Raw genomic sequence first — 14571 nt, forward strand, 5'->3', positions numbered from 1 at the left:
TGTTTTATAATTTATTTTGTCGTCGTTCCTCGATAGCTCAGTTGGTAGAGCAATCGGCTGTTAACCGATCGGTCGTAGGTTCGAGTCCTACTCGAGGAGCCATTTCTTTTCTGGCCCGTTGGTCAAGCGGTTAAGACACCGCCCTTTCACGGCGGTATCAAGGGTTCGATTCCCTTACGGGTCACCAATCCCGGGCGATTAGCTCAGCCGGGAGAGCGCCTGCCTTACAAGCAGGATGTCGGCGGTTCGATCCCGTCATCGCCCACCAAATTATAAACGCCAAACAATTTGTTTGGCGTTTATTTTTATTTACTTTAAAAACCAAGATCTTCGCCGATAACAAAAATATGAATATCCGAACCCAGTGGTTTCTTATGAAGAACGGTAGTAATATTACAGATGCGCTGGGGACTGCTACAGTCCATGCACTGGCCGGTCTGCACACAGGGGTTGGCTTTGGCAAGGCGCTTGTTGTTGATAGGAGCGGCATGAAGCTGAATGCGCTTTTCTGCTTCGGTCACATCGGTGACAATCTTATTGATGCCGGTAACGATGATTACTTTTTTCGGGCCAAAGATCATAGCCGCTACACGGTTGCCGGCTCCATCGGTATTAACAAGCTTGCCGCTCAGGGTCAAAGCGTTAGTGCTGGTGAGGAATACATCACAGGACATCTGCTTGTGGCGAAAATCAGAGATAGTCTCCGGACTGAGGCCAGGCTTGTTGTGGTTGTATACCGTATTACCCCTTGTTTCCACCAGCTCGTCGAGGCCAAGCTGATGAATTGTCCAGGAACCGGCAATACCGACAGATGCGTCGGTAGGAATATGAGCCAGAATCTGCTCGATGGCTTCCTCTTTGGTTGGTACATAGACTGCTTTAAAGTTGTTCTTGTTTAAGGCAGCTACTACTTTTTCACCAATAACCGTGTTGTGCCAGGGTTTAAATTCGTGCATTGTATAACCTCCTGTAGTAAAATAAAACTATTAAGGATTTCTACGGCAGCATAAAAAAACCTCTTGGGAACAGGAAAAATCAGGTAAGTATGGAGGAGCGCAGTGATGCAGGTAGATGGCAAAGAACGGCGCAAGCAGTTGGCAGAACTTTTGAGACAAGCGAAAACTCCACTGGCCGGGGGCGCATTGGCCAAACAGCTTAAGGTCAGCCGTCAGGTGATCGTCGGGGACATTGCGATCTTGCGGGCCGGTGGACTGGAAATATATGCTACGCCGCAAGGGTATGTAGTACCTGGTTTACCGGAGCTGCCTGTTATAACGGCCCAACTGGCCTGCCGCCATGGAAGGGATGATATGGCTGAGGAATTGGCCATTATCATTGATAACGGCGGCAAGGTACTGGATGTCATTGTTGAACATGGCGTTTATGGGGAAATAAAGGCAAATTTGATGCTGGCATCCCGTCGTGAGCTGGCGGCTTTTTTAACTGCGATTCAAGACAGCAGTGCCGAACCGTTATCCGCTGTAACCGGCGGTGTTCATCTCCATACCGTTGAAGTTCCGTCGGCAGAAGTGCTGCAGGAGATTCAAAACCAGTTAAAAGAGCGCGGTTTTCTGGTTGAGCAGTAACGCGAGGGACAAAATAAAAAGAAGCGAGCTGTGCAGGCGAATAATCTGCTCAGCTCGCTTCTTTTTTCAGGAGAGCAAGTTCGGGGCCGGCTAAGCAAAGCTGTATCAATGGCCGGAAGTGGCATGAATATCGCGCTGAAATAATTTGCCTGGTAAGAAAGATGCAAAAAAGAGACCGGCAACGGGCAATAGTGTTAAAATCGTAAACACGAAAGGGATACCAAAGTGGTCGGCTACATAACCAAGAATGGTTGCCCCAATCCCGCCGAGGCCAATCGTAAAGCCGATGGTCAGGCCTGAAGCCATACCGATATGCTGCGGCATCATTTCCTGGGCCATAACAACAGTCGTGGCAAAAGAGGAGATCAGTGTCAAACCGGTGATGGCGGCAAGCAGGACGGTAGCAAAGCCGGAAGTGAATTGAAATAAAAAGATGAGCGGCATAGAGAGAGCTGTAGAGACAATAATGACTGTTTTGCGTCCAAAGCGGTCGCTGAGCAGGCCGCCTGCGTAAGTGCCTATGACTCCGGCGATAAGAAAAGCGGATAATAAATAACTGGCATAGAGCGGACTGCCCGATAGATAGTCGGCATAATAGAGCGGAATATAGGTACTTAAGCCGGTATGAATACTGGAGCGGATAAAGATGAAACTAAGAAGAGTGGTCAAAAGGCCCCAGGGCAATGTGTGAACAGACACCTTTGGCGCAGGTGCTGCGGTTGACGCAGATGCAGCCTGAGGCGAAATGTGCGGCAGGCTTTGCCAGGCCAGTAAGGCCATTAGTGCCGCAGGGATAAGAAAATAGATGGTATTAGTGATAGAGCCGGGGCCGCTGAGCAGAAAAGTCATGAAAATGGAGCCAACTGCTGCTCCGAAATTGCCGCCTACTGAGAAAGTTCCCATGCTGCGGCCTTTCGTGGCGGCCGAACTGATCAGGTGAGCCGACTTGGAGGCCTGGGGATGAAAACCGGCGATGCCGAGTCCGCTGACGACGATCGTGAACAGGAGCAGGGAATAAGAAGTGGCTAGGCCTGTTGCCGCCATGCCGACTCCGGCTAGCAAGAGGCTGACGGGAATAAGCCAGGGGAGAAAAATCTTGTCGGTCAGGTAGCCGAAAATAGGCTGAATGACAGAGGAAGTAAGATTCTGTGTTAAAACAATAGCGCCTACCTGAGCGTAAGTGAGCTGAAAATAATTCTTCAGGAAGGGCAGCATCGCCGGAAGTGCTCCCTGACTGAGATCGGTAACACCGTGCGCTATTGTCAGCAAAGCCAGCGGCTTGCTAATGTAAGAAGATTTACGTAAAGACATTGCGGTCACCTCGACATAATGAATGTATATTCTACTATACTGCATCAATTGAGGGTTGTCATCTGAAAAAGAAAGATCTATAATGGTGGTAAAAGGTGACAAGACACGTGTAAAGACATGGAGGACGAAATGGATTTAACAACTCGTTTAGAAAAGCTGCCTGTGGGAAAATTTCACTATAAACTGTTAGTCGCTACTGGCCTCGGCTGGATGTTTGATGCGATGGACACCGGGCTGATTGCCTTTGTATTGCCTGCCTTGGCAAAGGCCTGGGGATTAACGGCGGCGCAGATGGGAATTATCGGCAGTGCCGGTCTGGTCGGCATGGCGCTTGGGGCGGTGATCGCCGGTGCGGCGGCAGATCGCTTTGGCCGCAAAGCGGTTTTTTCCGTAACCCTGCTTATCTACAGTGTGGCTACCGGGCTGTGCGGCTTAGCCTGGAACTACGAATCTTTACTGGTATTTCGTTTTTTTGTCGGCTTCGGGCTGGGCGGTGAATTGCCTGTCGCCGCAACATTGATGACCGAGTATTCGCCGCCTGCTGTCCGGGGACGGTTCATGGTCCTCCTGGAAAGCTTCTGGGGAGTAGGCTGGCTGGTGGCGGCACTGTTATCTTATCTGTTTATCCCCTATTACGGCTGGCAGGCTGCTTTTTTCATCGGCGCATTGCCTGCTCTGTATGTGTTCGTCATTCGCCTGGCAATACCGGAATCGGTACGGTATCTGGCCAGCAGCGGTAAACTGGACGAAGCAAATCGCATTGTGGCCCGTCTGGAAACACAGGCAGGCATTACACCGGTTTATGCTGCGGCTACCGCTACTACTGAGACTGCTGCCGTAACAGGACGTACGGATTTCCGCGAATTATGGTCTCCTCATTTTCTGAAACGGACCGCGATGCTGTGGATTGTTTGGTTTGGCATTGTGTACTCTTATTATGGCATTTTTACCTGGCTGCCGTCACTGATGGTTACGCAGGGCTATACAATGATTAAAACCTTTGAATACGTACTGATTATGACCTTAGCCCAGCTGCCTGGCTATTTCAGTGCTGCCTGGCTGGTGGACAAAGTAGGACGCAAGGTCACTTTAGCAGCGTATTTAGCCGGTACGGCACTGGCAAGCTATTTCTTTGGCCAGGGCGGCAGTCCGGCAACGGTATTATTCTGGGGAAGCTTAATTTCTTTCTTTAACCTGGGAGCATGGGGTGTCATTTATACCTATACACCGGAACTGTATCCAACCCGGGTGCGTGCTCTCGGCTCCGGCTGGGCAGCCGGTGTGGGGCGCATCGGCGGTGTGCTGGCACCGGCGGTAGTTGGCTACATGATTGGCGGTGCTGACGGCTTTTCCCGGATTTTCACCATGTTCACCATAACATTGGTCATTATTGCGCTGGCGGTCCTGGTGCTTGGTGAAGAGACGAAGAATAAAACCCTCGATGAAATCAGCAGGTAGTTGTTCTTCCCGGTACAGGAATGATATAATGGGAATAAGTAAACATGCGGAGGAACTACGTTGATCGCTACATTCGGTTTCGTTATTTCATTTGTGGCTGCTTACTGGGTCTATTATGATGCTAGAGGCCGCGGGCATGAGCTGGGGACAGCAATGCTGTGGGCGCTGGGGACCTTGGCCGCGCTGGTTATATTTTTACCATTATATCTGCTGCTGGGCCGGAAACAGCCTCCGATGAGTAAGACTGGCCGCTCCCGCCGGGAAGAGATTATTATTGACGTTGAAGCGGCGCCGGTAGAAGAAACTATGCATTGTCCCATGTGCGGCGGCAAAGTGAAAGAGGACTACAAAGCCTGTCCGTTCTGCAGCTTTACGCTAAAGCCGCAATGCGGAAGCTGTGGCCGTGAGCTCAATCGCGAATGGCGAACCTGCCCGTATTGCCAGGCACCTGCCACTCATAAATAAATCCCAGTAATTTACGTAAAACATTTCAATAAAAAAGATTGCATTCAGGGTAAATAATGTGATATAATGCTATTCGTGGTCAACACATTATGCGCCCGTAGCTCAGGGGATAGAGCACCGGTCTCCGGAACCGGGTGCGCAGGTTCGATTCCTGCCGGGCGCACCATACGAAACATAGCCTTCCAGCGATTTTGCTGGAAGGCTTTTTTGTTATTTGGGGGAACAATATGATACAGAGGGACGGTTCTGTTGTATCATTCACAAAGACACAGAGGAATGGTTCTGCGGTTCTGTTGTATCCTTTAAAAAGTAGGTATAAAATGGTAGTATGATGAGTGAATGCTATCTCAAACGAAAAGCAAGGGTGAGATATCTGGTACATAGAAAACCATATTTACGGATGCAATCTTAAGGATACAAGAGAACCGTCCCCTTGTATCTTTTTTAGGCTAGAAACTACTGCTAAAAAGTAAAAGGGGGATAAGCTCAAGTGGAACAACAAGCGATTACGAAAGAAATTAAAGAATATGCTTTAGATTTAGGTGCTGATTTAGTTGGCATCGCCGATTTGGAGAGGCTGAAGGGTATCACGACAGTTCCAGCTAATTTGTTGGATGGTTTTACACGAGCTGTTGTAGTAGCTTTTCAAGTTTCTCCAACTATTTTTGAGCAAATTGAAAGTGAGCCAACCCCGCTGTATATCCACCAGTATGCGGCAGTTAATCTTGTTTTGGATCACATCAATTTGATGCTTCAAAGTAAAGTTCTAAATTTAGGATATAAAGCTCTTGCATTACCTGCTTCTCAGACGGTTGATAGAATAAACTGGCTGGGACATATTTCTACTAAAGCGGTGGCCAAGGCTGCCGGTCTTGGCTGGCAAGGAAAAAGTCTGCTCCTAATCAATCCTAAATATGGACCTCGGGTTCGTCTTTCCTGCCTTTTGACCAATGCGCCGTTGGTGCCTGATCAACCCATCCCCAACCGGTGTGGTAATTGCACTAAATGTAGGGATGCCTGTCCGGCAAACGCTATCCATGGAGCTTCCTGGGACGACCGTCCCAATTCAAGAGAAGAAGCGGTTGATTTGGAAAGATGCGTAAACCGCCTTTCCCACATTGCAGAAAAGCAAGGAAGGGAAGCTTTGATTTGCGGCGTTTGCATAAAAGTGTGTCCCTGGGGAAAAGTACGCTAGAATTCAATTAGGAGGGAAGGTGGGATCGTGAATTATTTCGATGGAAAATATACGTTGATTTTAGAGAGTGCACTCGAAACACTGGATGGCCTAATTATTACCGATGTTGATGGAAAAATTGTCTTCTTAAATAAAAAATATGCTGAAATTATGAACGTTTCTCAGGAAGCAGTAATTGGTAAGCAGGTTCGTGATATTATTCCGCAAACTCGTATGGATATTGTTGCGAAAACTGGTGAAGCAGAAATTGGTTCTGTTCATTTAATCAATGGTAATATCCCGGTAGTCTGTAATAGAATTCCAATCAAGAACAATGGACAACCGATTGGGGTTGTTGCGATAACTACTTTTCGCAAGCTGGATGAAGTAAATGGATTATTAGAAGAGATCAACCGGTTGAACTTTGAATTGAAACATTATAAAGCAGAATTAGGGAGGCTTCGGGGGGCAAAGTATTCTTTAGAGCAGATTATTGGAGATTCGGCGAAGATGAAACATGTCAAAGCTCTTCTGCAAAAAATTGCTCCTTCGACATTAACTGTCCTGATTAGCGGTGAGACCGGTACCGGGAAAGAGTTAATTTCCCATGCGTTGCATCAATTAAGCCCTCGCCGCCATAAGCCTTTTATTAGAATTAACTGTGCCGCTATCCCCAGAGAGCTATTAGAAGCAGAATTATTTGGTTACGAAGAAGGCGCCTTTACTGGTGCCAAAAAAAGTGGCAAACCCGGTAAATTCGAACTTGCAAATGGGGGAACACTCCTACTTGATGAAATAAATGAATTACCACTTTATCTGCAATCAAAGCTATTGCGCGTTATTCAAGAAAAAGAAATCGAAAGAGTCGGTGGTATAAAAACTATTGAACTTGATATTCGACTAATCTGTACTACTAATAAAAATATGCAAGAATTAGTACGGAAGGGAGAATTCCGTCAAGATCTATATTACCGGATCAATGTTGTAGAAATAAACAGTCCGCCTTTGCGTGAAAGAGCGGAGGAAATTGAATCATTGGTCGTTCATTTCATCGAAAAAGTAAATCGGAATCATGGACTAAATATCAGCGGAATTCAAAGTGGCGTGTTGCAGCTGTTTCATAAATATGATTGGCCAGGGAATATTAGAGAGCTCGAACATGTTTTGGAACGGGCTGCTGTCATAGCCGGTACAGGAGAGTTAGGTATAGAGCATTTTGACTATCTAATGCCACGTATTATCGAAACCGTGAGTGATGATAGTGGTGATAGCGCTGGGCAGAGCCTAGAAGAAGCTAAAGAGTTGGCAGAAAAACAAGCTATTGTAAAAGCATTATTTAGATCGAACGGCAATAAAACACTAGCTGCCGAAGAGCTTCATATTCATCGAACGGTCTTACATCAAAAGATAAAGAAATATGGAATTATGATTTAACTTAACATAGTAAACCCCGTCTATCTCAATTTTGAGAGGGCGGGGTTTTCTGTTGCTTTCCATTAAAAAACTACACAAGTGTAGGATATCGACTACACTTGGGGGTCAGAACTTTTTGAGAATATTGAATTATAAGGATTTACGCCGTTGGCACGAATTTTGCTCTATAGATAGATGCAGTAAGAAGTGGAAAGGAGGATAGCAGCTGTTTCGACTAATTTAGTTTAAAAGAGGAGAGAAAACATGTCAGAAAAAGTAATTATTACCGCTGCGATTACAGGCGCCGTTCACGTCCCCAGCATGACACCGTATTTACCGATTACACCGGAGCAAATCATTGAAGATGCTGTTAAAGCCTGCGAGGCAGGCGCTTCCGTAGTGCATATTCACGCTCGTGATCCCCAAACCGGCAAACCAAGCAGTGATATTGGCTTAATGAGTAAAATTGTCGATGGTATTAAGCGCCGTTCAGATGTTGTGATTTGCATAACAACAGGTGGCGCTATAGGCATGACACTCGAAGAAAGATTAGTTGCTATTCCTGCGTTTAAACCAGAATTGGCCTCATGCAATGCCGGATCGGTAAACTTTGTACTGGCACCAGCTGCAGCCCGGATTCAACAGCCTAAGTTTGACTGGGAAATTCCATTTCTAGAGGCAACCAATGATCTCGTTTTTGCTAATACCTTTAAAGGGCTTGAGTATTATATCCAGACAATGAATGAACATGGAACTTTACCTGAATTCGAAGTTTATGATGTAGGCATGATCAATAATATTGCTTATTTTGTGAAGAAGGGAATTATTAGAAAGCCGGTATATCTGCAATTTGTAATGGGCGTGCTTGGCGGAATTCCAGCTAGCATTGAGAATCTGGTGTATTTGGTTAAAACTGCACGTGAACAACTTGGTGAGTTTACCTGGTCTTGTGCTGCCGCAGGTAAGTACCAGCTTCCGCTTACAACCGTTGCTCTGGCGATGGGTGGAAATGTTCGAGTTGGTTTGGAAGACAATATATATATTAAGCCAGGAATATTAGCTAAATCCAGCAGTGAGCAAGTAACCGTTATTAGAAATATTGCCGAAAGTTTGGGCAAAGAAATCGCTACACCGAAAGATACAAGAATAATGCTAAGCTTAAATGGCTTATGACGATGAGACGAAGCTTCAAGATGAACTGGTGATTGAGCAGTTAGAATAGGTAGATTAACATAACTTTTACAGACAGAAATTTAGCGATCAAGGAGTGGACAGTATGCCCATTATTATTTTAGTGCTTGGTATCGCATTTCTTTACTTTTTATTAGTTAAATGCAAGTTAAATGCATTTTTGTCACTTTTAATCACCTGTTTAGTAGTTGGTTATGCCGAAGGATTACCACTAGCTAAGCTGATTGCTTCTATTGAAGCGGGTATGGGGGGAACACTTGGCCATCTTGCCATTATCTTAGGCCTTGGTGCTATGTTTGGTAAAATCATGGCCGATGGCGGCGGTGCACAAAGAATAGCGGACACGTTAATCGCCAAGTTTGGTCGTAAACACGTGGCTTGGGCGGTTGCTATCACTGGCTTTGTTGTTGGTATTACGTTATTTTGGGAAGTCAGCTTTGTTGTGTTAATTCCAATCGTATTTACAATATCAGTAGCCGGAAAAATTCCTTTGCTTGAAGTCGGCCTGCCAATGTTGTCAGCAATTACGATAAGTCACTGCTTCTTGCCTCCTCATCCAGGGCCAGTTGCAATTGCTAATATATTTCATGCAAATGTCGGTCTGGTACTGGTCTATGGAATTATCATTTCTATCCCAACTTTATTGGTTACGGGACCTTTATTTTATAAGCTTGTGAAAAAAGCTGGTGTAAATACCGAAATACCCAGTGGCCTTACAGTGGGAAAAGTATTCGCAGAAAACGAGTTGCCCGGTTTTTTCATTAGTTTTTTTACCGCCCTTGTTCCAGTAATTATTATTATCGCTTCACTGGTAGTTGAGGCAGTCTTACCGAAAGATTCCCTGCTGGTTACAGTATTTAAGTTTATTGGTACTACCGACATGGCACTGCTAATAGCATTGTTAGTTTCCATGTATTCGTTTGGTTTTGCCCAAGGCAAAAACATTAAAGAGCTGATGATATCTGCTGAACAATCTATAAAGTCCATCGCAATGATTATCCTCGTCATCGGCGGCGGTGGTGCTTTTAAACAGGTTATTGTTGACAGTGGAGTGGGCCAGTATGTAGCTTCTTTGATGGTTGGAATGCCACTATCGCCCTATATTGTAGCCTGGGTGATTACCGCAGTTATACGCGTTGCAATAGGCTCGTCCACTGTAACTTTATTTACAGCATCGGGACTTTTATTACCATTACTTGCGCAACCAGGTGTAAATCCTGAGCTAATGGTGATAGCGCTGGCTTGTGGCTCCGTATTTTTTGATCCGCCTACGGATGCCGCATTTTGGATGGTTAAAGAGTACTTTAACTTTACCTTACCGCAAATGTTCGTGATATGGGGTGGGTTAACATCCCTCATTGCAATTATGGGCCTAATTGGCGTTGTAACACTGAGCCTGTTCATTTGATCTACTGATAGAAGAATGTAAGCAGCAGTAAACATGAGGAGGAATTTACATGAAAAAGATTGGAATTATCGGTTCGGGAACGATGGGGCACGGTATAGCTACAGCATTTTCTATGTATGGCTATGATGTAACTATATATGATACGAATGCAGAAGTTCTTACAAAGGCGAAAGAGCTTATTCGACAAGAATTAGAACTATTTGTTAGTGAAGGCTATCTCCCCAATTTAGAAATTGAAGCTTGTCTTGCTGCTATTACGTTTTCTACTAACCTCCAGGAAACGGTGGCTGATCGTGATTATGTAATTGAGGCGGCTCCGGAAATAATGGAACTCAAGCAAAATTTATTTAAACAGCTGGATGAAATGTGCCCTCCAACAACTATTTTTGCCAGCAATACCTCAAGTCTTCCTTTGCAAGGTATGATGAAACTGGTTAGTGAAAACCGCAAACAGCGGATGATGATTAATCACATGTATAATCCAGCTCATCTTATGCCGATTGTCGAGCTTTCCTTTTTTGGTAACATGCCTGAAGATATTTACCAAGAAGTCGATCAGCTGTATCGTTCGATCAATAAACAACCAGTGAAAGTGTTAAAAGATGTACCCGGATTAGTTGCCAACAGAATTCAACAAGGACTCGCCCGAGAAGTGTTTTCCCTGATTGAAATGGGAGTGGCTGAACCTGCCGAAATAGACAAGGCATTGAAGTTTGGCCCAGCTTTTCGCTATGCTACTACAGGCCATTTAGAAGTTACTGATTTTGGCGGTTTAGATATTTGGTGCATCGTAGGCGATAACTTATTAAAAGTAATGGACAATTCACAAAGCGCCAATCAACTGCTTAGAAAGAAAGTAGATGAAGGTAAATTAGGAGTAAAAAGCGGAGCAGGATTTTATGAATACTCTCCTGAGGAAGTACCAGCAATTCGGGAAAAGTTTATGAAGAAGTTAATTCATCAATTAAAAGCATCCGAGTATTATCAGTAAAATAAGACGGAGAAGCACACCGGTTCTCGCCGTTAGTAAATCGTAATTGAGTACAATCTAAGGTTGGATTGGGGGTGCTTTGCAAGTATGGCAGCCCCATTCCTACCGAGTTTTTTATCGGTAAACATAAACTTAAACAATTTGAGACAGAGCAACTGTCGAATTGAGGATTTATTGTGGAGCTTAAAGCTAACTCTATTTTAGATTGTTTTATGCAGGCATTGCCGTATTTTAATAGTTTATTAACTAAAGAAATGGGTGTCTCCTTAACAGATCGGGAGAAGTTCTTGCTCTATAAACCGGCAAAAAATTTGGACTTAAAAGTTTCGCCAGGCGATCCTATAAAACCAGGTTCAGCGGTTGAGCAAGCGATTCGCGAAAAGCGCAGAGTAATAAGAAGAGGCGATAAGACACTTTATGGAATGCCCTATATTGCTGTCTGTTCTCCCATAGTTGACGATTTGGGGAATGTAATAGGATGTGTCGTCGCGACAGAACCAGTAGATATGCAGGATTCCATGAAAGAAATGGCTGGGATATTAACCCAGAGTATTGGTTCAATAGCCGGCACTTCAGAAAAAATATCGGCACAAACGCAAGAAATAGCTTCCGTCATCACTAACTTAACTCAGGTTGCCCTAAAATCGGAGGAAAGAGTTGGAGAGACAGATAAAATTATAGGCCTTATTAAAAATATATCCAGTCAAACTAATCTATTGGGACTTAATGCAGCTATCGAGGCGGCACGAGTAGGTCAGGCCGGGCGTGGTTTCAGTGTGGTGGCAGAAGAAATACGCAAGTTAGCTACTGAAAGTTCGGCATCTGTAAAAAATATTGATTTTATTGTTAAATCAATTCAACAGGATAGCGCTCAGTCATACAGGCAGTTTGTGCAAGTCAACGAAGCAATCAAGCAAATTGCCTCATCGATTATTGAAGTGACTAGTGCAATTCAACAAGTCGGTTCCCTTGCTCATCAGCTTGATGAGCTGGCCGATGAGCTAACCAGAAATGCGTAATCGAAAAAGAGCTGAGTTTTTCTGATTTTACAATAGGTGGAGGATAGCATGTCTAAAATTACTACGATTGAACAAGCAATGCGGAACATAGAAGATGGTATGACGCTGATGATTGCAGGATTCCTAGCGGTAGGCACACCGGAGGTATTGGTGGACGCACTTGTTGTTCAAGGAACAAAAGCAGCTTACGGTTATTGCCAATGATACTGCCTTTCCTGATAAAGGAATAGGCAAACTTGTAGTTGATGGCCGGCTGAAAAAAGTGATAGTTTCTCATATTGGGACTAATCCGGAGACAGGCAGACAAATGAACACTGGTAAGATTGAGGTTGAACTTGTACCACAGGGAACGCTTGCTGAGCGTGTTCGTGCTGGTGGTGCCGGATTAGGCGGTATATTAACGCCGACTGGTATCGGAACAATGGTTGCCGAAGGTAAAGAAGTGATAACCGTTGACGGAAAAGAATTTCTCTTAGAAAAACCATTAAGGGCTGATGTGGCTTTGATAAAGGCGTATCAGGCGGATACTGCAGGGAATTTACTATTCCGGCGCTCAGCCCGCAATTTTAACCCACTGATGGCGATGGCGGCCAAGGTTGTTATTGTCGAAGCAGAAAACATTGTAGAAGCCGGTCAAATTGATCCGGATCAGGTAATGACACCAGGAATATTTGTTGACTGGATTGTCCAGGGATAGGGGGATTAGGAATGGATGCAAAAACGATAATTGCTAAGCGGGTTTCGCAAGAGTTTCAGGATGGTAATGTTGTAAATCTAGGGATTGGTATCCCTACATTAGCTGCAGATTTCCTGCCAGAAGGAGTACGTGTTATCCTACAGTCTGAAAACGGTTTTGTGGGTTTAGCGCCACTGGACGGCCCTCCTAACCCTGAGCTGGTCAACGCGGGAGCCAAGCCTGTTTCAATACTTCCCGGTGGTGCTGTATTTGATAGTGCAATGTCTTTCGCGATTATTCGAGGGGGACATGTTGATATTACTGTGCTGGGTGCATTAGAAGTTGATCAGGCAGGCAATCTCGCGAACTGGATGGTTCCGGGCAAGCTGGTACCAGGAATGGGGGGCGCAATGGACTTAGTATCAGGCGCTAAAAAAGTTATTGTTGCGATGGAACATACTTCGAAAGATGGTGCCGCCAAGATTTTAAAACAATGCACTCTTCCGTTAACCGGGCAAGGTGTGATTGACTTGATTATTACAAATCTTTGTGTATTTGAGGTCGTTGAGGCTGGACTTGTTCTTAAGGAGCTAGCGCCGGAAATTTCAGTGGATGATGTACGCGCGAAAACGGAAGCGAATTTTTCAGTTGCAGTTCCCGTACTTACGATGAATCTTGCGTAGTGGTTGATTGCAGTCATTTGGCCATCAATAAGTTGATTGGTTTCTATAAATTACAAAAAAGCTGTCGATAGAATCGGCAGCTTTTTATTGCATCTTATGTAGTAAAAGAGTGTAGAATACACATATCCAGAACGTATTCAGCTGGTAGTATGTATAAGTGCTGCTATTTTGTAGGGCTTTTTAATGCTATGTCGAAGGTAAATAACCTGAAGGGGGATGATATTCATGGTCAATCCGCTGAAAGTTATTATTGATTCAAACATGGTTGATAATTTTAGTGAAATGAATATTGATCCTGTAAGTGCCTTTGCCAATAGTGGCTATACCTTATATATAACGAAAGACGTGAAAAGAGAAATAGAAGCTTTGATAAACGCTGTGGATAAACGATTGGCGCACAGTGATGAGGCTCAGCGGCAGCGGGATTATAAAAAAAGAGAATTAGCGGTGAGAATTTTAAGCTGCGCTCCAGTTCGGAGTTCTGGAAAGCCGCAAAGATTTTCCGGGCCCGGAGTTGGGGTTAGGCCTACGGGCATTCCTGTAAATCGAACGGATAATGATTTAGTCAGGATGGCAAAAAGTGCTTGGGTTTTAACTGCTAATTATAAAGAAAGCCATTGGGAGAAAGCGCAAGCTTTACCTTTTTTGGTTCAGTGGTTTACCCTTAAAGAGAAACTATTGGCGAATGGTGGTGATTTAGTAGCTGCCCTCGATGAAACTTATAAGGAAAGAAGTTAATTCTAATTCCTATCTGCCGTTTTTGCATTCACCAGATATTTTTCAAATAAAACACCCATCAACAATCCGTAAGCAAGTGCACCAACAATGTGCAGGTAGTAATCACCAATTGGCCTTATGTCTATATACGTTCCCTCGATGAGGCCCGTAATGAGAATTTCGCTTAGTGGCTCAGCAAATAGCCCAACCACGATGCTTTTATAGATAATATAATCAGTCCCTAAAATCTTGAGAGAATAATAAAATGCGATACCAATAATGCCACCAATGATGAAGTTGACGAAAAGCCCTAAAAAGAAATCGGGGCGGTTAAAAGTAATTAACAGGCTATCTAATTGGTAGATACTATACTTGCCAATTCCGAAGAGAAGCATGATCCGCGATGTGATTTCTGCAGCTAGGGTAGAGGCTGCTCCGATGGCGGCTGCGATTAATGGTTTATCATATTTCAAACAGAA

14 protein-coding genes, 4 tRNA genes and 1 pseudogene are annotated in these 14571 nt (G+C 44.6%); 16 read left to right on the top strand and 3 right to left on the bottom strand.

The genetic code is table 11. From position 1 onward, the window contains the following. Positions 1–26 precede the first annotated feature (26 nt). The 3 genes from EV210_RS05440 (at position 27) to EV210_RS05450 (ending at position 268) form a co-directional block, all read left to right on the top strand. Positions 27–102: transfer RNA gene (locus EV210_RS05440), tRNA-Asn, on the top strand. 10 nt (positions 103–112) lie between these two features. Further along, positions 113–187: transfer RNA gene (locus tag EV210_RS05445), tRNA-Glu, on the top strand. 5 nt (positions 188–192) lie between these two features. Beyond that, positions 193–268 (top strand) — tRNA-Val (locus EV210_RS05450). A gap of 46 nt (positions 269–314) precedes the next feature. Here the strand turns inward: EV210_RS05450 and EV210_RS05455 are convergent. Next, entirely contained in the window at positions 315–956 is a 642-nt protein-coding gene (locus EV210_RS05455) for a lactate utilization protein (RefSeq protein WP_132076792.1), read from the bottom strand. Between the two features lie 105 nt (positions 957–1061). Here EV210_RS05455 and EV210_RS05460 point away from each other — a divergent pair, with 105 nt between their 5' ends. Further along, a complete protein-coding gene (locus EV210_RS05460; RefSeq protein ID WP_132077361.1) occupies positions 1062–1586 on the top strand; it encodes a transcription repressor NadR in 525 nt (174 codons plus the stop codon). A 105-nt stretch (positions 1587–1691) separates the two neighbouring features. Here EV210_RS05460 and EV210_RS05465 read toward each other — a convergent pair whose 3' ends face one another. Then, positions 1692–2897, bottom strand: a complete 1206-nt coding sequence (locus EV210_RS05465; RefSeq protein ID WP_165898793.1) for an MFS transporter — start codon at positions 2895–2897, stop codon at positions 1692–1694. 129 nt (positions 2898–3026) lie between these two features. Here EV210_RS05465 and EV210_RS05470 point away from each other — a divergent pair, with 129 nt between their 5' ends. The 12 genes and pseudogenes from EV210_RS05470 (at position 3027) to EV210_RS05525 (ending at position 14113) form a co-directional block, all read left to right on the top strand. Then, entirely contained in the window at positions 3027–4355 is a 1329-nt protein-coding gene (locus EV210_RS05470; RefSeq protein WP_132076798.1) for an MFS transporter, read from the top strand. A gap of 60 nt (positions 4356–4415) precedes the next feature. Beyond that, positions 4416–4820, top strand: coding sequence for a zinc ribbon domain-containing protein (locus EV210_RS05475; RefSeq protein WP_132076801.1), 405 nt, complete (start codon positions 4416–4418; stop codon positions 4818–4820). A 91-nt stretch (positions 4821–4911) separates the two neighbouring features. Then, a tRNA-Arg gene (locus tag EV210_RS05480) sits at positions 4912–4986 on the top strand. A 324-nt stretch (positions 4987–5310) separates the two neighbouring features. Further along, positions 5311–6015 (top strand): epoxyqueuosine reductase, encoded by a 705-nt coding sequence (locus EV210_RS05485; protein ID WP_207900662.1) that lies wholly within the window; start codon positions 5311–5313, stop codon positions 6013–6015. 27 nt (positions 6016–6042) lie between these two features. Next, a complete protein-coding gene (locus EV210_RS05490) occupies positions 6043–7428 on the top strand; it encodes a sigma-54 interaction domain-containing protein (protein ID WP_132076804.1) in 1386 nt (461 codons plus the stop codon). A 243-nt stretch (positions 7429–7671) separates the two neighbouring features. After that, entirely contained in the window at positions 7672–8580 is a 909-nt protein-coding gene (locus EV210_RS05495) for a beta-keto acid cleavage family enzyme (protein ID WP_132076807.1), read from the top strand. 103 nt (positions 8581–8683) lie between these two features. After that, the gene (locus tag EV210_RS05500) at positions 8684–10006 is read left to right on the top strand and encodes a gluconate:H+ symporter (protein ID WP_132076810.1); all 1323 of its coding nucleotides are present in this window, start codon (positions 8684–8686) and stop codon (positions 10004–10006) included. Positions 10007–10055: 49 nt separating this feature from the next. Beyond that, positions 10056–10997: a 3-hydroxyacyl-CoA dehydrogenase family protein gene (locus EV210_RS05505; protein ID WP_132076813.1), complete on the top strand. Its 942-nt coding sequence runs from the start codon at positions 10056–10058 to the stop codon at positions 10995–10997. A 176-nt stretch (positions 10998–11173) separates the two neighbouring features. Further along, positions 11174–12016 (top strand): methyl-accepting chemotaxis protein, encoded by an 843-nt coding sequence (locus EV210_RS23260; protein WP_279388486.1) that lies wholly within the window; start codon positions 11174–11176, stop codon positions 12014–12016. Positions 12017–12064: 48 nt separating this feature from the next. Beyond that, positions 12065–12713 (top strand): annotated as a pseudogene (gene atoD / locus EV210_RS05515) (acetate CoA-transferase subunit alpha). Positions 12714–12724: 11 nt separating this feature from the next. Beyond that, positions 12725–13375 carry a 3-oxoacid CoA-transferase subunit B gene (locus tag EV210_RS05520; RefSeq protein WP_132076816.1) on the top strand — a complete coding sequence of 217 codons (651 nt, stop codon included), beginning with the start codon at positions 12725–12727 and terminating at the stop codon, positions 13373–13375. Between the two features lie 225 nt (positions 13376–13600). Beyond that, a complete protein-coding gene (locus tag EV210_RS05525; protein ID WP_132076819.1) occupies positions 13601–14113 on the top strand; it encodes a hypothetical protein in 513 nt (170 codons plus the stop codon). 2 nt (positions 14114–14115) lie between these two features. Here EV210_RS05525 and EV210_RS05530 read toward each other — a convergent pair whose 3' ends face one another. After that, a complete protein-coding gene (locus tag EV210_RS05530; protein WP_132076823.1) occupies positions 14116–14565 on the bottom strand; it encodes a hypothetical protein in 450 nt (149 codons plus the stop codon). Positions 14566–14571: the final 6 nt, after the last annotated feature.

The organism is Anaerospora hongkongensis (assembly GCF_004339805.1).
GTDB classification, from domain to species: Bacteria; Bacillota; Negativicutes; order Sporomusales; family DSM-15969; genus Anaerospora; species Anaerospora hongkongensis.